This is a genomic window from Clostridioides sp. ES-S-0005-03, assembly GCF_020658455.1.
Lineage (GTDB): Bacteria > Bacillota > Clostridia > Peptostreptococcales > Peptostreptococcaceae > Clostridioides.
This window is the reverse complement of record NZ_JACVWI010000002.1, coordinates 423,544-445,135: the sequence shown is the minus strand read 5'-3', so window position 1 is coordinate 445,135 and position 21,592 is coordinate 423,544. Positions and strand designations below refer to the sequence as shown.

The following is a 21,592-nucleotide window of genomic DNA, read 5'->3' as shown; positions in this document are numbered from 1 at the left end:
TTATTTTGAGTTTATTAAATTTGTAGATTAAAAGGATTGTAATTATATTTACTTCATAGATATGATTACAATCCTTTTAATTATTATAGTGAAAATATATCATTTAGTTTTTCTACAGCTTCTACTTTTTTATCTTCCATAACTTGAGTATATATATTTAAAGTTATTGATATATCATAATGACCCATTAAAACTTGTACAGTTTTAGGAGGGACATCATTTTCAAAAAGTCTAGTTGCATAAGTTTTCCTAAGACCATGAAACTTTATAGGTTCTATATTTAATCTGTTTAATATAGATTTTAAATTCCTTAAAGGTCTTTTATCATCTATAGGGGCACCTAATTCATTGCAAAATACATAATTATCATTTCTATATAATTCTCCAGCCTTTAATATATCTGTATTTTGATTTACTTTATGTTCTTTCAATTTATTTAAGACATCCTTTGGAATAGGCACAGTTCTGTAAGAATTTGATGTCTTTGGCTCTTGTTCTAATACTTTAAGCTCTCTATTTCCAGTCTTATCTATAAAATATGTTCTTTGAAGAGTTCTTTTAACTGTTAAATTAGACTTTTTAAAATCAATATCAAACCATTTAAGTCCTAATAATTCTCCTAATCTAAGTCCAGTACCAAGAGCAAGTAAAAATAATACCTCTAATTTATGCCCCTCTATAGCTTTTATAAAACTCTTTTGTTGTTCAAGAGTCAATATTTCAAGCTTATTTTCCTTTTTCTCAACTGGTATATTTACCATAGTACAATAATTACGTTGTATAAGACCTTGTTTTTCAGCTTCTGATAAGCAGGTTTTCAGTTTAGTGTTTATTTGTCTTATAGTAGGTATACTTTTATTAGAATCAAGCAATCTATTGTAATATTTTTGTATGTGAGATACTCTTAAGTCTTTTAATTTAACATTGCCTAAATCAGTATCTTTAATATAATTACGATAGATGCTTTCATATCTTTCAAATGACTTAGGTTTTAAATCTTTTATTCTATATTCAAACAACTAATTGTAAAACCAATGCTCTAAAGTTATTTTATCATCTGAAATATCAGAGCTTAAATAATATTGTTTTTTATAAGCCTCTAATTTATCTTTAACTTCCTTTTGAGTCTTACCATAAAATTCTTTTCTTATTGGTTTACCATCTTCATTATAACCAATCATTATACGAGAACGCCAACCATCTTTATATTTTCCGATAGAGCCTTCACCATTAGCTCTTTTAGTTGCCATTTTTAAACAGCTCCTTATATGATTTATAGTTATATCCATCAAAGAATGTAATACATTTTTCTAATAAGAATTTTATAACTTCATCAGCTTCTAGTGTTTCATAGAAGTTTAGCATCAATGTGTTGTACTCTTGTTTATGCTTAGCTGGTATTGATAGAACTCCTATATCATTACTTATAAGTATTAGGTTTGAGGTAAGTCTAGCAGTTCTTTTGTTGCCATCATAGAAGAATTGACAATAGGACAACCATAAATTTATTATTATAGCCTTTTCTAAGGGGTTAGTTATTTTATTTATGATACTTATGTCACTTATAAATAAATCCTTTAATAGAGTGGCTTCTATGCACTCATATTGAGTAGTACCAGCTATACCTATGTTACCGTTTCTAAAATCTCCAACAATTAGAGCTTCATCTTTTGCAACTATTTTATGTATAGAGCAAATTGTATCTTTATTTAAAGATAAGTTTTCTTTGTTACTTAATTTTATTACATAATCCCATGATGATTTTATATTTAGTATTTGATTTTGGTCACTTAATTTATGGCCACCTACTGTTATACCATCAAGTAATGTTTGTACTTCTGGGAATGTAAAGGGGTTATTTTCTAGGTTACCCATATCATATACAAATTCACTTATCATTCTTCTAATATATGTTAAAGTATATTTTTTATCTCCATGAGGTAGGTTAGTAGGGAATTTATATATGTATTTTGGTATATATGATTTATTCATGATTGTAGCTCCTTTCATAGTTTTTTATCATTGCTTTAGATAGTATTGATATTATTTTATATTTTAGTTAGTAGTTTTTTTATTTCTTTAAGTGTATTTTCAAGCTTTTTATTTTTTTCCTTTAATTCGTTATTTTCTTGTAATAATTTAAAGTAATCATTATTTTTAATAGTCATATTTTCTTTTTGAGATATTAACTTTTTTAGTCGAATGTTACTCCCATTATCTGTTGCCTCACTAAAGTAATCATAGATTGCTTCTATATTTTCTTCTGATAGACCAATATCTAGTAAATCATCAATTGATTGTTTTGTAAGAACATCATTTTTAATAATTTCTTTTATGTCATCAGGATGTAATGAAAAATCTAATTCAGTATTAGATATACAATCTGAAAGTATCCAATTATAAACTTGATTTTCATTTAGTTCTAATTTCTCACCAAGTTTATAATATTGGTCTTTATCAGACCAAGCACCTAGCAATAAACTTGAGGTAATTCTAATATCATCATCTTCCATAAGATTTGAAATAGCATTTAAAAATTCATCAAAAGAATAGTATTCTTCTGGGAATAAAGACTGTAAAAAGTATAAAACATCTTCATTAGTCATTACTTCATTTTCAATATCAAAATAAAAGATAGTCTTTTCAATTTTCAAAGCTTTAGCGAGTTTTGATAAGGTATCTATACTAGGTATTCTTTTATCATTTTCATAATTTATTAGAGCATTTCTTGAGATGCCACTAATTTCAGCAAGTTGAATCTGTGTTAGTTCTTTTTGTTTTCTTATCTTTTTTAAGTTTTTTCCAATTTGCAATATTATCACCTCGTATAAAGTATATCCCAAAAGTACACAAATGAGAACAGAAAAATAATATATTCTTATTGACAGCACACATATGTCGACATTATAATTAAAATGTAAAGTTTACGAATGTAAACTAGAAAAAAGGAGGAAAAAGTATGGGAATCAATTTAAAAATATTTAGGATTAAAAAAGGTCTAAAGCAACAAGAACTAGCAGATAGAGTTGGCATATCAAGATATTATTTGTCAAACTTGGAAACAGGTAAGGCTAATAATCCAAGCAATGATTTGATGATTAAACTATCTAGAGCTTTAGATACAACAGTAGAAGAATTATTTTTTAGTAAGGAGGAGTAAAATATGAAAGAGAATAATAATTTAGAAGTTTTAAAGACATTACAAGCTACTTTAAACATTATTGTAAAGAATGAAGAAGAAGCACAAGAAAAAAAGCAAGGATATAAAATTATTGAAAATGCGAAAAGAAATAAAGCTGAACTTATAACATGTAAAGAAGCATCTAAGCTTTATCCTATAGGAGAATCAAAATTTAGGCAGTTATGTCACTCTAAAAATAAAGGTTTCCCTTGTATATGGATAAATAATCGAGTATACATAATAAAAAACAAATTGGATGATTGGTTTATTGAAAATGCAAATGGTATCAAGTTATAGTCTTAAAGTAGGTGTTTGCAATTGAGCAATAAAGGGTGGATAAAGCTTTACAGGGAGTTGTTGGATAAATCAATTTGGAAAGATATTAAACCAGAAAGAAAAGTAATATTAATAACTCTATTACTTATGGCTAGTCATAAAGAAAATCATGTTTTTATAGATAATAAAAGGATAAAAATAAAGTCTGGACAATTTATTTCTTCTTATAGCAAAATAGCTGAAAGATGTGGTAAAGGAGTTAGTTATCAAATGGTTAGAAGTTGTTTGTTGGTTTTTAAAAATGCTGGTTTTCTAACATACGAAACAACAAACAAATATATAGTCATAACTATTGAAAACTGGGAGCTTTACCAAGAGAACATAGAAAATCAACAACCTAATCAACAGACGATTAACAATCAATCAACAACAATCAAGAATATAAAGAATGAAAATAATATTATATATAGTGAAATTATAAGCAAATTTAACTCAACTTGTATTGAACTTTCAAAGGTCAAGAAACTAACAGACACAAGAAAGAGGAGAATAAATTCAATAATAAGAGAATATGATAAAGAAGCTGTATTAGAGGTTATAAATATAGTTAGTAAAACAAGTTTTCTGAATGGAAATAATAATACAGGATGGAAAGCAAATTTTGATTGGATAATGAATTCAAGTAATTTTACCAAGATACTAGAGGGCAATTATCATAGCAAGGAAACTGACCTAAATAAAGATGAAAAGGTATATAATCCAGATGACTCACAATTAAAGTGGTAGGGAGGTTATATTATAAATAATTCAAACAACTTAATTAAAAATACAGAAGCAGAGCAATCAATATTAGGAAGCATTTTATTAGACTCAACAATAGTAGAAGAGTTAGATCAAATGTTAAATGAAGACATGTTTTATCATGAGGAACATAAATACATATTTAAGGCTATAAAAGAAATAAATAAGAGAAATGAAGTAATAGATATAATAACTCTTACAGAAGAATTAAAGAGAAAAGGTCATTTGAATAATATTGGAGGTATAAGCTATATTACCAGTTTGTCAACAATAGTCCCAACAGTATCAAATTTTATGAGTTATGTCAGTATAGTTATTGAAAAATATAAAAATAGAAATATAATTGATAAATTCAATAAATTCAGTCTTGGCGAAATAGATGATAATACCCTTATATATCAGTTAGAAAATGATATAAATAAAGCTAATCAGAAATTAATAAAAAAGGATTCAAGTATAACAGCCATATCAGAGAGAGCCTTTGAATATATAAATGATGAAATAAATGAAGGTATTAAGACTGGAATAAAGTTCTTAGATGATACTATAGGAGGTTTATATGGGAGTGAACTAACTACAATAGCAGCTAAAAGTGGAAGAGGTAAAACAGCATTGGCGTTACAAATACTTAGAAATGTAATATTTCAAGGTAAGAAAGTACTTTTTATAAGTGGAGAAATGAGCGATATACAGATTCTATTTAGAAATATAGCATCACTAACTGGAATATCAGTTGTAAAGATGAAAAATAGAAATCTAAATGATGAAGAAATAGTCAAATATATACAAGCTTTAAGCATAATAAATCAGGAAAATAATCTTTATATAAATGACTCTGTAAATACAATATCAGGGATAAAGAGAGAAATAAAGAGTATTAAGCCTAGCTTAGTCATAATTGATTATTTGCAAATTTTGGATTATGAAGGCAAAGAAGTAGGAGAAGCTAAATTTGCTGACTTATCAAGGCAAATAAAAAAGATTACTTTAGATTTTAATATACCAGTTATTCAGCTTGCTCAATTAAATGATGAATTGAAGGATGAAAGACCTAAGGGTGATAGAGTAATGAGAAGCTCAAAGCAGATATATATGGATTCTAATTCAGTTATATATATTCATAGACCTACAGAAAAAGAAGCTCTTAATTATTGTAAGACAATGGGAATTGAGGATATAAGAGAGCTGAGACGAAGAGAAAAAGGTTTTGGTGCTAATTTAAGTGAGATTATTGTTGCTAAAAATAGAGATGGTGAGTCAGGATTTAGGCCATATTGGTATATAGGAAATTTGTTTTCTTTTGAAGAATGTAAGAAGATACAAGAGATATAAAAAAGAAGTATGACTTATTAAGTAATAGATAAATTATGTTTCAAGAAGTATTGAATGGTAAATATATAAAACTTAATTAGATGTAATAGAAATTTAAAATATATTGAGTTTAGATTTAAATGCTTATTAGAAAAAGGTAGTTGCCATATAAATATAACAACTACCTTTATAAATTAGGTACTTAATGTACACTAACCTAGCAACTTAAGTATATATTAAGTACCTGATGAAAGTCAAGGAGGTACTAAAATGTATGATGAAATTATAGAAATATATTTTGATTATTGGATAAATGAACATATGTATAGAAGTATTTTAGAAAAAGATGAGTATTATATTGAATGTTGGAAAGAGGTTAAAAAAATTAATGAATTATTGGAAAAAAATTTGGAAGATGATAAGAAATATCTGTTGGTTGAATTAAATGATTTGTTTAATTCATTAATAGAATTTGAAAGGGAACTTAGTTATAAATTAGGATTTAAAACAGGAGCAAAATTTATAATAGAGTTGTTGAAGTAATTAATTTGTGTATCTCAATAGAATAATTAAATAGTAAATCGAGATTATTAATAAGTTGTACTAGAATACTTTAAGTGAAGTATATATTAATTATATTGTTTAAAATAAATATATTTAATAAAGAGGGTATAGGTATGCCCTCTTTTGTTTTTATGCAATCAATGATATTGTAGGATTTATGTATTTTGATAAATAGCACAATATATTTTAATAATAAATATATGATACAATAATTTTATTAAAATCTAAAATAATCAATTGAGGAGGAGAATATGACAATACCTAAGTTAGAGTCTAATGATAGAAAAAGAGAGTTTAATAAATACACATCAGAGCAAATAAACAAAGTAGTTTATAATTATTTATTTAAAAATAATATGAGTAATAGAAATATAGATGATGAGATACTAGATTTATCATCAAAACAAAGTAAAGATTATCAATCAATGGGTATATTACATCATTTAGGAATAAATAAAAATCATAAAGGTATTTTTAGCGGATACACAATAGATAAAGCAATTGAAGTTCTTAAGGAAGATGAGATACATTTCAGTCAAATTATTAATATACTTTTAGAAATTAAAAATATAAATGAGTATCCTATAATAGTTGACTCTTGGGAGTTATTAGATGAGAAAATAGCTTTAAAAACAATTGATAAATCTACATTAAAACATAATGGGACAGGAGTTCCAATAGAAATAAGACATTTTTTTGAGATAAATAATTTAGGAAAGAATGAAAAGAAAAATGTGAATTTTAAATATAATGATAATTATTATAGTGCAGTTATAGAGATGGATAAATTAGAGAATCCAAGAAGTAGAATAATTTGGAAATCTAAGTTTAGAGATTTACTAAGAAGTATATTTCCTGAGTATTATGAGAAATTCTTAGAAAATAAAATAGAAGGAAAAACAAATTTACCTAAAATAAGATTCATAAAACTTGATAGTAATAATTTTAACATAGAATTCATTTTTACTACTGAAATAGAAGACGATGTATTAGAGGAGATAAGTCAAGATAATCCTTTGAACATTAATACTATTAACATAGAATTAGAAACTGAAATTAGAAAAGAAGGGAAAGTTAAATATGTTTATGGGAAACAGTATGAGCGTAACCCCAGAAATAGAATAGAAGCAATAAAATATCATGGCACAAAGTGTATTGTATGTGGGTTTGACTTCGAAAAAACGTATGGAGACAGAGGTAAGGGATACATAGAAATTCATCATATTAAACCATTAAGTTCTGTTGGAGAAGAAAGCAATATAAATCCCAAAACAGATTTGGTGCCAATATGTTCAAATTGTCATAGAATGATTCACAGGAAGAAAGATAATGTTTTGAGTATTGATGATTTGAAGCAAATTATAAAAGATAGTAAATAATACTTATGTATGGCAGAGATGTATAAAGTATATATTCTAAACTAGTTAACAACAAATACTGATATAAAAAATCAAAGAATTTATTAGGAAAAGGTAGTTGCTAAAGTATAACAGCTACTTTTAGAAATTAAGTATTTGAGGTATATTAGTCTAACCGATTAGGTATATCTTAAGTTATTGATGAAAATCAATTAAGTACTAACATGTATGATGAATCCATAGAAATGTATTTTTATTGTTAAATAAATGAACATACATAGAAATATTTTAAAAAATTACAAGTACTATATTGAAAGTTTGAAGGAGAACCTTGATTTAAGGTAAGTGTAAAGTTTTTAAAAACTTCACTAAAATAATCTAATTAAGTTATATATTGTTACTTTTAGGAAAATAATGGTAAAAATTAAAGGTTTTTATAAATGAATGTCTAATTTTATAAATAAAATGGAGTATTTTAACTAAATATTTGAGGAGATAAAATGATATTAAATAAAATCGAAATAATTGGAGATATGGCTCACTTTAAAATTCCTATGCATAGCAAGATACAAAGAACATATGAAATTCCACCAATATCAACAGTTGTCGGAATTTTAAAAAATATATATGGTGAAGAAATAGATGATTTTATATTAGGATATGTTATATATCATGATGGTACATTTAAAGATTTACAGACTATATATAAAGAAATCAATCCAAATGTAAAAACATTGACAGATAGCGATAGATTTCAAACTGATGTATGTCCCATTGAATACCTAATTAATCCTAAACTTATCATATATACTAACATAGATAAAAATATAGAATTTAATGAGCCGCTATGCTTAGGTAAGACTAATTGTTTAGCGAAGGTATTATCTTTAAGTGAAATTGAAGTAAATCTAATAGATAAAAAAGCTATTGGATACAATCAATATACAGATATTAATATTGGAGATGGAATGATAAAAAGAATAAATACATTGACAGAGTATAATGAAAAAAAAGGTTATTATGATATATATTCTTCAATGGTAAGAGAAAATGATGAGTTTGAATATGGTAAATATTATGATGAAGATGAGCAACAGAATATTTTTTTATGGAAATGGAAAAAAGGGGGAGTAATTAAATGCATTTAGTAAGAAGACATTTGATACTCACAGTGGATAATGAAGTTGTATTAGATTACAATTACCAGTATGAGCTAATGAAAAGGATATATGAGGCTATAGAAATTAATGATAAAAGAAAAGCACTAAGTCTTCACAATGAAGGCTATAAGGTGGATAAGAAAGTATTTAAATTATTTAATTACACAATTATGTTTGAAAATGCTAAGTATTTAAAAGAGGGAATACATTTAAATCCCCAAACAAAAATCAAATTAATTTTAAGTGGATATGATGATATATTGAATAATATTATAAAAGGTTTTATTAAATTTAAAGTATTTAAATTGAATAATATAGAGTTTAAAGTTTCAGATATAGAAGAAGATTCAAAGAAAAATTTTAATAATATAACACTTTATAAAGTAAGGTCACCTATTGTAGTGAGTTTATATGATTTAAAAAGTAGGAAACAAGTATACTTAAATCCAATGCAAGAAGAGTTTTATAAAGCATTACATGATAATTTAGGAAATAAGTATAAGCTTATACATAATAAAGAATATACTGGTGAACTATACTTTGATATTGAGGATGTATTAGCAGTAAAAAAGAAATATATAACTAATATAAAAGGAAAAGGATTTATAATTGGATATACAGATTTTGAAATATTTGTACAAGCTAATAAAGATATGCAAGAAGTAATTTATTATTGTGGATTAGGTGAAAAAAATAGTATAGGAATGGGGTTACTAACTTATATAACTTCTAGGAGGGCTTAATATGGATAGAAGTTACAATGTATTTGTTGATAATGGTCTATATGTGTTGGCTTATTATCTGAACAAAGATATTAATGATATAACTTATCAAGATATAGAGAATAGTATAGATTTAATGAGTGATAAAATTGAAGAATTTGTAAGTTGCGAAAAATACTCTAATTTAAAAAGTATGTGCTTTAGCAATTCTATGCTAACTCAACCAAAAGGAAAAGTTACTTTAAATGAGAAGTTAAAAGGTTTTGTTAAAAATCAAGGAGATGAATATTGTAGTTTATGTGGTCAATATAAGGCCAAAGTCAAAATTGAAGATAAAGAATACAATATAGGGAGAAGTTATATGCCTAATTTGGTTGCAAATACATTTTATAATTTCTCCAATAATTTGCAAGGTTTGAATGTATGTCCATATTGTTTAGTATTGACTATGTATTCAATTCTGAATTGTAGAGTAAGTAGGTATGCTTTTTTATACAATTCTACATCAAGCGAATTTATGGAAGATTATACTTTCCGTATTCAAAAAGAAAATTTAACTGATGTAGAGTTAGGAGCAAAGAAAGAAAAAGAAAAGTATTCAATTGTAAAATTATTAGAAAGTCTAGTGTGTAAATATAACTTATTTGATGGTGATATAGAGCAATATATGTTTAATAACTCTGGCCAATCTCAGGATATTCAGGTAAATAGAATAAAAAATAAATATGTGAATTTATTAATAAAATTACAGGAAAAAGCACTACTATCAAACTTTGAAAAGTTACATTTGGATAGGTATATCTTGAATGGGACTTTAGAAAGCAATTATCTCAGAGAAGTATATAGGGTAAAAAAGGAAGAAAAAATGGATGAGAAAGAACAAAAGAATTTTGATGAACTTGTTATTTTTTTAAACAGGGAGGTAAATGTATTGAAAAAAGTCAAAATAGATATAATAAAAAAATTAACGGATAAATTAAAAACTAGTGACTTAGATATAGACAAAATATATAAGGAGCTTAAAATGTTAGGAAAATTTTATGCATATGAGGACTGGTTAGTTAACTTAAATGAAATGTATTATGAAAAAACTGGAGAAAAACTATTTGAAGCAGAGGATTATATTGAGTTGGATGATATAAGAAGCTTTAGACAGATTAAAAATTTAATATTAGTAAGTTTAATTTAATAATATTATGGAGGGTTAAAATGGAAAATAAAAATTCAAATAGAATGTTAAATATAGGGTATGCAATAGAAGTTTTATGTGGGCGATTAAATGGAAGTAGTAGTGAAGTAGAAAAGAAAAATAATTCATATAAGAATTCTACTTATACTAAAAAAATAGGGAGCAGAAGTAGAATCTCAAGTCAATGTCAAAAATACAATCAAAAGCTATTTATGGAACAAGTTTGTGGTTATGAACAAAATGTTAAAACTAAAGATGGTAAACAAGTAAAATTGGTTCCAAACCCATTTAAATATGCGACAGATGATATATTTGGGTTTATGATGGCAGAAAAATTATCTATAGAAGAAGATGTATACAAAGAATTATCAGATGAAGAAAAACAAATATATAAACAAAATAAAAAGAAATATGAAGCAAATATAACTAAAAAAAGAAAGTCAAGATGGCAAATGAACTCTTTAATAAATGTATCAAATAGAAAGGTTGAATGGGAGTGGAATGTTTGTGGAACTACAGGAGATAGTATGCCATATCAAGTTGAGGTATATTCAGGGGTACATACAAATATAGCAAATCTTAATATAGGAAAGATAGGAGAATATGATATATCTGATATAGCAAGTGAGCATAGAGATTATACAACTTTAGAAGCTAAATCAATTGGAGTTGAAAAGTTAGATAAAGAAGAAAAGTTTAAAAGAATAGAAGCTCTCCTAAAATCACTAGAATACTTAAGCGTAGAAGGTAATAAGACAAATCATTTAACTGATACAAAACCAAAATTTGTTATATTGGGAGAGTATTCATGGGGAAATAATGTATTTCAGGGTATTATCAAAGAAAATGGCTTAGATGTAGAGATGTTAAAAGAATCTATAGAACAAAATGAAGAATTTAGAAAAAGCGATATATGGATTGGAATAAATAAATTTTATGATGATACATTTAATGAGATAGAAGTTAATAATGAAAAGGAACAAATAAAGAAGTATTTAGAAGAAGAGTTTGAAGAGTATGATTTTATGAAAATATCAAATGTACATCAAGCTTTTGAAAGTTACTTAAAATATTTAAAGGAGACTTTATAAAGGATATATCATGAATAATTTATATAAATATAAAGCTAAATCAGATGGGACAAGTATAGATAAGCATAATGAAGATATGAATTACATAATGAATCAATTAGTTAGTATATATAATATATCTAATGATATGAAAAATGATTTATATGAGGCAATTGTATGTCATGATGTAGGGAAAGTAGTAAAAAGCTTTCAAGATAATATTGAAAGTAGCACAAGAAGGGTTAGACATGAGTTATTATCAGCAAGTATTAAGTATTTAAATAGAGGTCAGAAGTTAGCTATATTAACCCACCATAAAGATATAAAGTTTCTAGAGGGTCAAATAACAAATTCTATTTATGAAATTGAATTAAAGGAATTAAAGGAACTATTAGATATTGAAGTAGAAGATATAAGACCATTTATAAAGGAAATATCAAGAGCAAGAAATGATGATACTAGAAAACTTGAAAATATATTATTAAAAGGTTACTTGCAATATTGTGACCATATAGCTTCTGCTGGAATTAAAAGTATAGATAAAGGATTTAATTCTATTAAAGATTTTAGTCTACCAAAGGGTGTAAGTTATAATTCAATACAAGAAAAAGTTTTAAATATGGATAAAAATGAAGATATAATGATAATGGCTATGACAGGTCTTGGAAAAACAGCAACATCATTGTATTGGAGTAACTTAGTCCAAAATGAAGATAAAAGTAAGAGAGTGTATTATATACTTCCTTATACAGCAAGCATAAATTCTTTATATGAAAATTTATATAATAGAAATATAAGCGTAAGTATGTTACACAGTAAAGCTCCATATTTTTTGAATAAAATTAGTGATGAAGAAGATATAAAACAACTTTACCAGATATACAAAAAGAGTGTAAAACAAATTAATGTATGTACTATATTTCAATTAGTAAAGTCAGTATTTTCTTGTAAGAGATTTGAAATGCTATTATCACAATTAAAAGATAGTATATTTATAGTTGATGAAATACATTGTTTTGATACAAGAGTATTGTGTTATACATTGGAATTTTTAAAATATTTAAAAGAAAACTTAAATGTACAAATATGTATAATGAGTGCAAGTATACCAACTTGCTTAAAAAAGTTAATACAGGAAAGATTGCAAATAAGTACAATTATTGAACCAGATAGTAAAGATTTAATATTTAGACATAGATTGAATAGATTAAATGAAGGAATACTTGATAGCATACATAAAATAGAAAATGATTTAATGCAAGGAAAAAGAGTATTAATATGTGTTAATTCAGTAGATTTATCTCAAGAGTTATATGGAAGGCTTCAAAAATATAATCCTAAATTAATACATGGTCGATTTAATACTAGAGATAGAGAACAGGCGGAAAAAGGAATAGATGAGAGTTTTTTATTGATAGGGACTCAAAGTATAGAGGTAAGTTTGGATATAAGTTATGATGTTCTTTATACAGAGTTAGCTCCTTTAGATTCATTGTTACAAAGGTTTGGTAGAGTAAATAGAAAAGGAGATAATATTGAGTTGAGCAATATTTATATATATGATTATGATAGAAAGCTTAATATATATGATGAAGATATAATAAATAGGACTGATATAGTAATATCAGATATAATACATAATGATAATTCTATAGTTGATGAGAGTAAAGTTCCATTTTATTTAGATAATGTCTATTTAGATATAGATATGGATAAATATAATAAACATAAAGTTGCTTTAGAAATTATAATGAAAAATCTGAGGTTAGGGGTCTGGAATAAATCTGCTAATAATGATATGTTAAATAATGATACAATTAGTGTTGTGCCTGAATGTCTTTTAGAAGAGTACAAGTTGTATATTGATAAAAAAATGTATTTAGAAGCGAGTTCATTATTTGTAAATGTATCTGTAAAAAGATACAATTATAATAAAAAGATGTTTTATGAATGTGGAGATATAGTCGTTACAAGTTATAGTTATAACGATAAACTAGGTCTAATATTTGATTAGATTTTTAATTAAATCTTGATTGTTAAGAGAGTTATAATATAAATAATTAAAATATTTTATTGAGAATTTGTTATAATTTATATCTACTATAAGTTTTATATGTTACAGTAGAATAATTTTGCAGTGAGCGAAAAATATGTGTGAATGTCTGTGAGCTAGTGATGGCAAGGTTTATAACTGTATTTTTATTTTTAGCTAAAAACACTACTGGTGGCTCACTGCAAATTACTTATTTTAATAACCCTACAAGTGTTGGAATTACTATAGTTTTATTTGGGGTTTAAATTACACTAAGTTAGTTATAAATAATCCATTAAGTCTAGCAGATGCTTGTGTTGCCATATCGTTTAAATTACACTAAGTTAGTTATAAATGAGGTAAAAGTAAAAAATGCAGGTGAAAGCAAAAAGGTTTAAATTACACTAAGTTAGTTATAAATTTGGTCTTGTCCTGGTTATGGTTTTGATTTTGGAGAGTTTAAATTACACTAAGTTAGTTATAAATAAATTAAAGCATGAAATAGAAATGTGGGATACTATAGTTTAAATTACACTAAGTTAGTTATAAATTTATCTTATTATAGTTTAGATATGCCATGAAGTTGAAGGTTTAAATTACACTAAGTTAGTTATAAATGTACCTATTCCCAGTACAAATAGGACATAATTTCTAGTTTAAATTACACTAAGTTAGTTATAAATTCTTTTGACTTAGCATTATTTGTACGGAACTTTAAAGTTTAAATTACACTAAGTTAGTTATAAATTGTTGAGTATAGAATTCACTTCTTGTGCTATTCGCAGGTTTAAATTACACTAAGTTAGTTATAAATGTTTGTAACTCCATTAAAACATCCATTGTGAACTTCAAGTTTAAATTACACTAAGTTAGTTATAAATGAAATGATGTCTTATGAAGGAAGAATAATGTCTAAAGAGTTTAAATTACACTAAGTTAGTTATAAATTTAGAATTTTTCAAACTATTTTCTAAATCATTGTATTGTTTAAATTACACTAAATTAGTCGTAAATTTACTTATTCATTAAAAAACTTAACTGAGAGTTTGATTTATATTATTGAATTAGCAATAATTTTGAAAAGTAGAAAATTATACCCCAATAATACCCCAACTACAAAAATAAACAATAAAAAATAACCGAAAAATTGCTCCAACATCATAACTAAATAGCTATATACCTGCACTTATAAAAACCAACAAAACAATCAAATAACCACTTATAGACTCCCCTCGTCTCCACCATTGAAATCCACGAAAAATGTATTGGTGAGTTTATCAATACATTTTTTGATGTGAAAATAATTATTAGGGGAAAATTATGACACTACAAAAATACTTTACATTAGATTATTTATTAAGATATGGATATTTTGATTTTAAGAAAAATAATAATAAAACTTCGATATACGCTAGGGAATTAAATTACACTTCATCGAGTACAATACATAAAGATATATTTAATTGTAATGATTTATATAAAAACTTAGGTAAAATACTAGATAAATTTGAATCGGGTTATAAGAGGGAAACTGAACCGATAATATTTTCTATATATAAAAATGATGAAGAAAGAAGAATATATAAGTATCCTAACATGTATTCTTATATCTCTTTATGCAAACACATAAATATAAATAAAGCAATATACATAGATATTTTAAATAGTAGTAATAAGTCATTATCTAATGAATTTTATAATAAAAGCTATTTACAGGGGAAAATATTAAGATATAAAAATAGATTAGGGAAAAGGCGTATATTTAAGACTGATATAGAAAATTTTTATCCTAGTATATATACACACTCAATACCATGGGCATTAGTAGGAAAAGAGGTAGCTAAAAGGAATAAACATATAGATAATAAATACTATAATCAATTGGATTCTTTAATCCAGAGATGCCAATACGGAGAAACTCATGGCATACCAACCGGACCATTCACATCAAGATTAATATCTGAGATATATATGTGTAAAGTTGACGAGAAATTAGATAAGTTTAACTATGTACGATATGTTGATGATTTTGAACTTGCATATAATAGTGAAGATGAACAAATAGAATTTTATAATACATTATATAAAGAATTAAAAAAATTAAATTTGAAAATAAAAAAAGATAAAAATATAATAGATATATTTCCTTTTGGTGTTGATGAAGATATAGATAAATTTTTTACATATATTAAATCATCCAAGTTAAACTATGACACACTAACTATATCTAAAGAAAGAAGGATAATTTATAATTTTATAGATTATTCAATACTAAAAGAAAAAGAAGGAAAAAAAGGATCTTTAAAGCTATTATTTAAGGCTCTTACTCAGGCATTTGAAAATAATCAATTAAGTAAAAATGCATGGAAAAGTAATATATGGGAATATCTATTTAATATTGTTTTGATGAGACCTCAAATATCAAATTATTTTTTAGATTTTATAAAGGTTATAAACGAACCAGATATATTAAGATATATAGGCAAGAGTATAAGTAATATGAAAAATCAGGTTTGTGATAATATAAATCAATATATTGAACTAGAATATAATGAAGAATTATTGGCTATATTGAGTATAATTTACAAACTAGATATTGGATATATATTAGATGAATCAATATTATTAGAAATTATTAGAACACAAGATGATTTTAGCTCAATAATAGGCATAGAAATATATTTAAAAAATAAAGTTATAAACTGGAATATTTTATTTGAAACAATTGAATCTAAATTATCAAATTCATATACATGGAATAATGAATTTTGGTTATTTAAATATCAGATATTTTATAAGTTAAAGAAAGAAAAGAAATTAGAATTTGAAAAACAGTATAAGGATTATTTATATAATAAATATTCGGTAGGTAAAACAAGAGCTCAATTTTTTGATAAGAAAAATATAAAAAAGGTTGAATCTCCAATGATAATTCAAGTTCAGAAAGAAAAGGAAGGGAGTAATCCTATATTAAGTAAATTCTATGAGCAATTGCTAGGTGAGAATATATCGTTTTTCATGTATAAATAAAGGTTAGATAATATTACATTTTTCACTATTGAAATCTACTTTGAAAAATGTAATATAAAAATATAATCGTGGGTATAATTCTTGTGATTCGTCTCCACCATTAAAATCCACAAAAAATATTAGTAACTTGCTGATATTTTTTTATTTGTAGAAAATCAATCAAAATGTTATATAATAACTTTATACAACAGATATAAAGAGGTGAATCTCATGGCTAAAATTGACAATATGATGTCTATATTATGGATATTAAACTCAGATAAAAAAGTTACTGCAAAACAAATATCTGAAAAACTAGAAATAAATATAAGGACTGTCTACAGATACATTGATGCATTATCTGCTAGTGGAGTACCTATAATTTCAGATACAGGTCATAATGGTGGGTATAGCCTTTTAAATAACTTCATTAAAGCACCTCTTTTTTTTGATACAGAAGAGCAAACTGCTCTACTTCATGCAGCTATATTTGCTAAAGAAGAGGGATGTTTCTTAGATGACACATTAGATAAAGTAACATCAAAGTTAAAAATGTATTCAAATCAAAAACAAGAAGAAATTTTAACAAAACATTTAATAGGTTTTGAAGTAATAAAACCCACTGGAAAAATATCTATAGAATCTGTACTTAAAAAGTTGAAAAATAGTATAGTAAATGAATTATCTATAGAAATCAACTATCGTACAGGTCGTGAAGAAAAATCAAAATGTAGGATTATAAATCCATATGGAATTGTTCGTTGGAATAATAATTGGTACATAGTAGCATTTTGTCAAATGAGAAATGAGATTCGTAGTTTTAGGGTAGATAGAATTAGTAGTATCATAGAAACATCAAATACTTTTAGTAGACCAAAGGAATTCTCTGCAAGTGAATTTTTTATAAAAGGGATTATAGATGAAACAAAAGATGAAGATAATCTTATAACATTAGTTATAGAAGGAAGGATGAATGCATTGGACAACTTATGTCAGCATTGGTTTTTAGCATACTATTTGAAAGAAAGGGCTCCAAATAAAGTAATATTTAAACTTCAAGAAGATATAATATTTACCTATGTACCAAACATACTTATACCTTATAGAAAATCGATACAAATAATTGAACCATTAAGTCTTAGAGATAAAATGGTTGAAAATTTACTCGAATTAATTAATCACTATCAAATTTAATAACTTAACTGACAGAGTATGTCAGTTAAGTTATTTTACAATAAGGTATATTAATTAATCATATAAGGAGAAAAAAATGAAAAATAGAAAAGTATATATGTATGTATTTGATACTATGTCAGATTGGGAAGTTGGATATTTAACTGCTGAATTAAATACAGGAAGATATTTTAAAAAAGGATTAAAACCATTAAAAGTAATTACAGTAGGAATTGATAAAAATCCTATTATAACAATGGGTGGATTGAAAGTGTTACCAGATATGACAATAGAAGAGTGCAATATTGAAAGTAATGATGTATTAATTTTACCAGGAGGAGGTACTTGGACATCGCAAATTCATGAAGAAATATTAGAAAAAACTAAAGAAGCTTTCACACAAGGGTCTATAGTTGCAGCTATTTGTGGTGCTGCTTTAGGGTTAGCTAAAAAAGGATTACTAGATTTTAGAAATCATACAAGTAATGATTTAGAATTTCTTAAAATGATGATACCAAGTTATTCTGGAGAAAAATATTATAAAATGGAATCTGCAGTTAGCGATGAAAATTTAATTACTGCTTCAGGAATAGCACCCTTAGAATTTACGATACAAGTTTTAAAAGTTTTAGATGTTTTTAAAGAGGAAGCATTAAGTTCTTGGTTAAACCTTTATAAAACTAATGATTCAAAATATTTTTTTAAACTAATGAATTGTAATAAATAAATTTAAGGTTTATTTTTAAATTTAATGTAGTATGATATAATTATAGATAAAACAAAAAGAAACTACAATCTAATTGTGTAGAACAGTGGTTTCTAGTATAGATTACTTTTTAGTGAACTTGAATTTAATTTTAAATTCAAATTCTAGACCACTTTTTCTACAGCTAATAGATAAGTGGTTTTTTACTTTATCATATATGTAATTAGTACTTAAATCAATACAAACAGAGTTAATAGCTCCTATAATAAAATTTATCATTAGTTACACAGAATACACCTTCCTCCCTACTTACTGTAGAAACTAGGACTATATGAAGCCACCACTCATAAACTGTAGTTTCTTCTGTTGTATTATATTATAGAATAATAAATGCATGTGAGTTTTTATTAGAGGTTTATAATAAGGTTGGGGATAAGTTAATCGTGGGCATGATTCTTGTACACTCGTCTCCACCGCTTAAATCCATAAAAAGGTATTAGCTCGAAAGTCAATACCTTTTTATTTTGAAATGATTAAATAATACAAGTAAATTAATGTACATGTACTGATACTATAAAAAATATAAATATTCAGAGATAAGCTAGGGTAAGAAATAATAATATTATAAAGCAATGTGGATTAGATAGATTAAGTTGATGCAACAAAGCAAAGTATTACCAGATAATATTAATACAAAATTTAAATCTATATCATAAAAATTAATCTAACAGATAATTAATTATTTACTTGCTCTAGTTTGTTATATATACTCTGTTTACCCTTTTAGTTATACAACAAAGTATTTCATGGTCTATTGTTCCCACCTTACTTGATATGTCACCTATTCTTATTCCGTCTATATCACCTATTAAGATAGCTTCATCTTCCATCTTGATATCAAGATCATTTGGTATTTCAACCATAGTTTGATCCATGCACATTCTTCCTACTATATTTAATAATCTACCATTTATAAATACTTGAGGATTTTTTTGTGTTCTAGGGAATCCGTCCGCGTAACCAACTGATAATGTAGCTATCTTAACATCTTTATCTGCTGTATATATACCAGCATAACTAACACTAGTTCCTTTCTCTATATTCTTTATATTATTAACTATAGTTTTTAATTCTAAAGCTGTTTTTAGTTTTATATCTCTATTAACTTCAGATGATGGATAAGAACCATATAAAGATATTCCTAATCTAACCATATTAAAATCACATTCTCTTAAATCTAAAATTGCAGCACTATTTGATACATGTTTTATTGGTATATTTAACTTAGATTGTTCTAATGAACTTATAACTCTATTGTATTTCTCTACTTGCTTGTAAGTAGTTTCTTTATTTTCTTCATCTGATTTTGCAAAGTGAGTATAAATACCTTCTATCACTAAATTTTCTAAAGTAAACATTTTCTTTATTTCTGATATAGATTGTTCATTAACTAAGAAACCTATTCTGCTCATACCAGTATCAATTTTTATGTGTACATAAGCTTTTTTATTGCTTAATTTAGCTAATTCATCTATTTTCATAGCCATTTCTAAAGAATATACAGTAATTCTTATGTTACTATCTATTGCATGTTGTATTTTATTAGTATTTGTATAACCCATACATAAAATAGGTTTTTTTATACCTGCTTTTATAAGTACTAAACCTTCTTCTAATCGAGCTACTGAAAAGAAATCAACATTTTCTTCTTTATCTAAGAACTTAGATACTTCTATAGCTCCATGTCCATAAGCATCTGCTTTTACAACACAGCATAGCATAGTATCTTTAGTTAAAGCTTTTTTTACGTTATCTACATTATATTTTATATTAGTTAAATTTACCTCAGCCCATGTGCTTGAGTTTATATTCATCATAACATGTACCTCTACTTTCACTTTAGTTAATATAATTTATGTTGTATATTAAATTATATTAAAATATATATGATTAAAATTAATAATTTTTAATTAATACTAACATTTTTTATTTGTGTAGTCAATGTAATTTAATTATAATTAGAAAAAGTAAATATAATTAAATTTACTTGGATTGTGTAATTGCGTAATATAGTATAGATTGATATAATAATTTATATAATAGTAAAAATATATAATAATGAGGTAGATTATAGATGAATGAGGTAGATTATAGATGAATGAGGTAGATATATCAAAAAATATTACTGAATATAGAAAAAGAAAAAATATGACTATTAAAGAATTAGCTAATTTAACAGGTGTTACTTCATCTTTGCTTAGTCAGATAGAAAAAGGAAGTGCTAATCCGTCTATTAATACATTAAAACAAATTTCTAGTGCCTTAGATATACCGCTATTTAATTTTTTTATAAATGATGTAGCAACAGAAAGTTTAGTTGTTAGAAAGGAAAGTCGTAAAAAGATTATGTTTTCTGAAGATGATAGCTTTGCATATGAATTACTAACTCCAAACTCAAAAGGAGAAATAGAATTTATGCTTATGAAAATACCACCTCAAGGATCATCTTCAAAAGAAGAATTTAGCCATAGAGGGGAAGAAGTTGCTTATGTAATTAAAGGAAGTGTAAGGCTTTATTTAATGAATAATGTAATTGATTTAAATTGTGGTGATAGTGTAAAAATACTTCCACACTCAAGTCATAAATGGGAAAATATAGGAAATTGTGATTGTGAGGTTGTATTTGCAGTAACTCCACCGTCTTTTTAAAATTCATAGAATATATGTCTAAACTAGTACATGGTAGATTTAATACTAGATAAAGGGAACATGCAGAAAAAGGTATTGGCTATATAGTCAATACCTTTTTTTATAAGTTAAATTATCAGCACAAGCGCGGCTCTTTGTTTTTAAGTAAAATAGAATAGCTATAAATAATTTATTATAGTTATCTCTGTGTTCATAATATTTAAACAACAATAAAAGGTTGAACTATCATTTAGTTTTTATTTCAAAAAATATCCTATTGTGTTATTAAATATAATAATAGAAAATACCTAAATTCTAATGAATACACATAATTAAGTGAGGATTTAATTAT

General features: G+C 25.4%; 20 protein-coding genes and 1 CRISPR repeat array. Of the genes, 15 read left to right on the top strand and 5 right to left on the bottom strand.

Annotated features, from left to right (window positions below; translation table 11 throughout):
* Positions 1 to 83: 83 nt before the first annotated feature.
* The 4 genes from IC218_RS11095 to IC218_RS11080 are packed head-to-tail and all read right to left on the bottom strand — an operon-like array spanning position 84 to position 2,822.
* A complete protein-coding gene (locus IC218_RS11095) occupies positions 84 to 1,019 on the bottom strand; it encodes a site-specific integrase (protein WP_227824431.1) in 936 nt (311 codons plus the stop codon).
* Positions 1,020 to 1,250 (bottom strand): hypothetical protein, encoded by a 231-nt coding sequence (locus tag IC218_RS11090; RefSeq protein WP_227824430.1) that lies wholly within the window; start codon positions 1,248 to 1,250, stop codon positions 1,020 to 1,022. It abuts the gene before it with no gap.
* Positions 1,240 to 1,992 (bottom strand): Fic family protein, encoded by a 753-nt coding sequence (locus IC218_RS11085; RefSeq protein ID WP_227824429.1) that lies wholly within the window; start codon positions 1,990 to 1,992, stop codon positions 1,240 to 1,242. The genes IC218_RS11090 and IC218_RS11085 overlap by 11 nt, the downstream gene beginning before the upstream one ends.
* A gap of 56 nt (positions 1,993 to 2,048) precedes the next feature.
* Positions 2,049 to 2,822, bottom strand: a complete 774-nt coding sequence (locus IC218_RS11080; RefSeq protein ID WP_227824428.1) for a helix-turn-helix domain-containing protein — start codon at positions 2,820 to 2,822, stop codon at positions 2,049 to 2,051.
* Between the two features lie 137 nt (positions 2,823 to 2,959).
* Between IC218_RS11080 and IC218_RS11075 the strand changes: the two genes are divergently transcribed.
* From IC218_RS11075 to IC218_RS11010, 14 genes are all read left to right on the top strand, one after another.
* Positions 2,960 to 3,160: a helix-turn-helix transcriptional regulator gene (locus tag IC218_RS11075; protein ID WP_009891540.1), complete on the top strand. Its 201-nt coding sequence runs from the start codon at positions 2,960 to 2,962 to the stop codon at positions 3,158 to 3,160.
* Between the two features lie 3 nt (positions 3,161 to 3,163).
* Positions 3,164 to 3,478, top strand: a complete 315-nt coding sequence (locus IC218_RS11070) for a hypothetical protein (RefSeq protein WP_003433761.1) — start codon at positions 3,164 to 3,166, stop codon at positions 3,476 to 3,478.
* Between the two features lie 21 nt (positions 3,479 to 3,499).
* The gene (locus IC218_RS11065) at positions 3,500 to 4,243 is read left to right on the top strand and encodes a hypothetical protein (protein ID WP_227824427.1); all 744 of its coding nucleotides are present in this window, start codon (positions 3,500 to 3,502) and stop codon (positions 4,241 to 4,243) included.
* A gap of 9 nt (positions 4,244 to 4,252) precedes the next feature.
* Positions 4,253 to 5,590 (top strand): replicative DNA helicase, encoded by a 1,338-nt coding sequence (locus tag IC218_RS11060; RefSeq protein WP_413926941.1) that lies wholly within the window; start codon positions 4,253 to 4,255, stop codon positions 5,588 to 5,590.
* Between the two features lie 249 nt (positions 5,591 to 5,839).
* Positions 5,840 to 6,112, top strand: coding sequence for a DUF6809 family protein (locus IC218_RS11055; RefSeq protein WP_054271625.1), 273 nt, complete (start codon positions 5,840 to 5,842; stop codon positions 6,110 to 6,112).
* Positions 6,113 to 6,384: 272 nt separating this feature from the next.
* Entirely contained in the window at positions 6,385 to 7,512 is a 1,128-nt protein-coding gene (locus tag IC218_RS11050; protein WP_160743625.1) for an HNH endonuclease, read from the top strand.
* A 479-nt stretch (positions 7,513 to 7,991) separates the two neighbouring features.
* A complete protein-coding gene (gene cas5 / locus IC218_RS11045; RefSeq protein WP_009891534.1) occupies positions 7,992 to 8,639 on the top strand; it encodes a CRISPR-associated protein Cas5 in 648 nt (215 codons plus the stop codon).
* Entirely contained in the window at positions 8,630 to 9,394 is a 765-nt protein-coding gene (gene cas6, locus IC218_RS11040) for a CRISPR-associated endoribonuclease Cas6 (RefSeq protein ID WP_227824426.1), read from the top strand. Before cas5 ends, cas6 begins: the two co-directional genes overlap by 10 nt.
* Before the next feature lies 1 nt (position 9,395).
* The gene (locus IC218_RS11035; RefSeq protein ID WP_227824425.1) at positions 9,396 to 10,562 is read left to right on the top strand and encodes a hypothetical protein; all 1,167 of its coding nucleotides are present in this window, start codon (positions 9,396 to 9,398) and stop codon (positions 10,560 to 10,562) included.
* Between the two features lie 20 nt (positions 10,563 to 10,582).
* Positions 10,583 to 11,653, top strand: a complete 1,071-nt coding sequence (locus IC218_RS11030) for a DNA repair protein (RefSeq protein WP_227824424.1) — start codon at positions 10,583 to 10,585, stop codon at positions 11,651 to 11,653.
* 10 nt (positions 11,654 to 11,663) lie between these two features.
* Entirely contained in the window at positions 11,664 to 13,646 is a 1,983-nt protein-coding gene (cas3, locus tag IC218_RS11025) for a CRISPR-associated helicase Cas3' (protein ID WP_227824423.1), read from the top strand.
* Between the two features lie 278 nt (positions 13,647 to 13,924).
* A CRISPR array of direct repeats spans positions 13,925 to 14,678; the repeat unit is 29 nt; unit sequence GTTTAAATTACACTAAGTTAGTTATAAAT.
* A gap of 306 nt (positions 14,679 to 14,984) precedes the next feature.
* Positions 14,985 to 16,694, top strand: coding sequence for an RNA-directed DNA polymerase (locus IC218_RS11020; RefSeq protein ID WP_227824422.1), 1,710 nt, complete (start codon positions 14,985 to 14,987; stop codon positions 16,692 to 16,694).
* A gap of 210 nt (positions 16,695 to 16,904) precedes the next feature.
* Positions 16,905 to 17,867: a helix-turn-helix transcriptional regulator gene (locus tag IC218_RS11015; RefSeq protein WP_227824421.1), complete on the top strand. Its 963-nt coding sequence runs from the start codon at positions 16,905 to 16,907 to the stop codon at positions 17,865 to 17,867.
* A gap of 76 nt (positions 17,868 to 17,943) precedes the next feature.
* The gene (locus IC218_RS11010) at positions 17,944 to 18,573 is read left to right on the top strand and encodes a type 1 glutamine amidotransferase family protein (RefSeq protein ID WP_227824420.1); all 630 of its coding nucleotides are present in this window, start codon (positions 17,944 to 17,946) and stop codon (positions 18,571 to 18,573) included.
* 731 nt (positions 18,574 to 19,304) lie between these two features.
* Here the strand turns inward: IC218_RS11010 and alr are convergent.
* On the bottom strand, positions 19,305 to 20,429 hold the full coding sequence (gene alr / locus IC218_RS11005; RefSeq protein ID WP_227824419.1) for an alanine racemase: 1,125 nt from the start codon (positions 20,427 to 20,429) through the stop codon (positions 19,305 to 19,307).
* A gap of 277 nt (positions 20,430 to 20,706) precedes the next feature.
* Between alr and IC218_RS11000 the strand changes: the two genes are divergently transcribed.
* Positions 20,707 to 21,261: a helix-turn-helix domain-containing protein gene (locus IC218_RS11000; protein WP_227824418.1), complete on the top strand. Its 555-nt coding sequence runs from the start codon at positions 20,707 to 20,709 to the stop codon at positions 21,259 to 21,261.
* The last annotated feature ends 331 nt before the right edge of the window (positions 21,262 to 21,592 follow it).

What these genes read in the sequence shown, in the direction of transcription:
- IC218_RS11090 (WP_227824430.1), bottom strand. Translation starts at nt 1,250, where the DNA reads ATGGCAACTAAAAGAGCTAATGGTGAAGGCTCTATCGGAAAATATAAA.
- IC218_RS11085 (WP_227824429.1), bottom strand. Translation starts at nt 1,992, where the DNA reads ATGAATAAATCATATATACCAAAATACATATATAAATTCCCTACTAAC.
- IC218_RS11075 (WP_009891540.1), top strand. Translation starts at nt 2,960, where the DNA reads ATGGGAATCAATTTAAAAATATTTAGGATTAAAAAAGGTCTAAAGCAA.
- IC218_RS11070 (WP_003433761.1), top strand. Translation starts at nt 3,164, where the DNA reads ATGAAAGAGAATAATAATTTAGAAGTTTTAAAGACATTACAAGCTACT.
- IC218_RS11055 (WP_054271625.1), top strand. Translation starts at nt 5,840, where the DNA reads ATGTATGATGAAATTATAGAAATATATTTTGATTATTGGATAAATGAA.
- IC218_RS11050 (WP_160743625.1), top strand. Translation starts at nt 6,385, where the DNA reads ATGACAATACCTAAGTTAGAGTCTAATGATAGAAAAAGAGAGTTTAAT.
- cas5 (WP_009891534.1), top strand. Translation starts at nt 7,992, where the DNA reads ATGATATTAAATAAAATCGAAATAATTGGAGATATGGCTCACTTTAAA.
- cas6 (WP_227824426.1), top strand. Translation starts at nt 8,630, where the DNA reads ATGCATTTAGTAAGAAGACATTTGATACTCACAGTGGATAATGAAGTT.
- IC218_RS11035 (WP_227824425.1), top strand. Translation starts at nt 9,396, where the DNA reads ATGGATAGAAGTTACAATGTATTTGTTGATAATGGTCTATATGTGTTG.
- IC218_RS11030 (WP_227824424.1), top strand. Translation starts at nt 10,583, where the DNA reads ATGGAAAATAAAAATTCAAATAGAATGTTAAATATAGGGTATGCAATA.
- cas3 (WP_227824423.1), top strand. Translation starts at nt 11,664, where the DNA reads ATGAATAATTTATATAAATATAAAGCTAAATCAGATGGGACAAGTATA.
- IC218_RS11020 (WP_227824422.1), top strand. Translation starts at nt 14,985, where the DNA reads ATGACACTACAAAAATACTTTACATTAGATTATTTATTAAGATATGGA.
- IC218_RS11015 (WP_227824421.1), top strand. Translation starts at nt 16,905, where the DNA reads ATGGCTAAAATTGACAATATGATGTCTATATTATGGATATTAAACTCA.
- IC218_RS11010 (WP_227824420.1), top strand. Translation starts at nt 17,944, where the DNA reads ATGAAAAATAGAAAAGTATATATGTATGTATTTGATACTATGTCAGAT.
- alr (WP_227824419.1), bottom strand. Translation starts at nt 20,429, where the DNA reads ATGATGAATATAAACTCAAGCACATGGGCTGAGGTAAATTTAACTAAT.
- IC218_RS11000 (WP_227824418.1), top strand. Translation starts at nt 20,707, where the DNA reads ATGAATGAGGTAGATATATCAAAAAATATTACTGAATATAGAAAAAGA.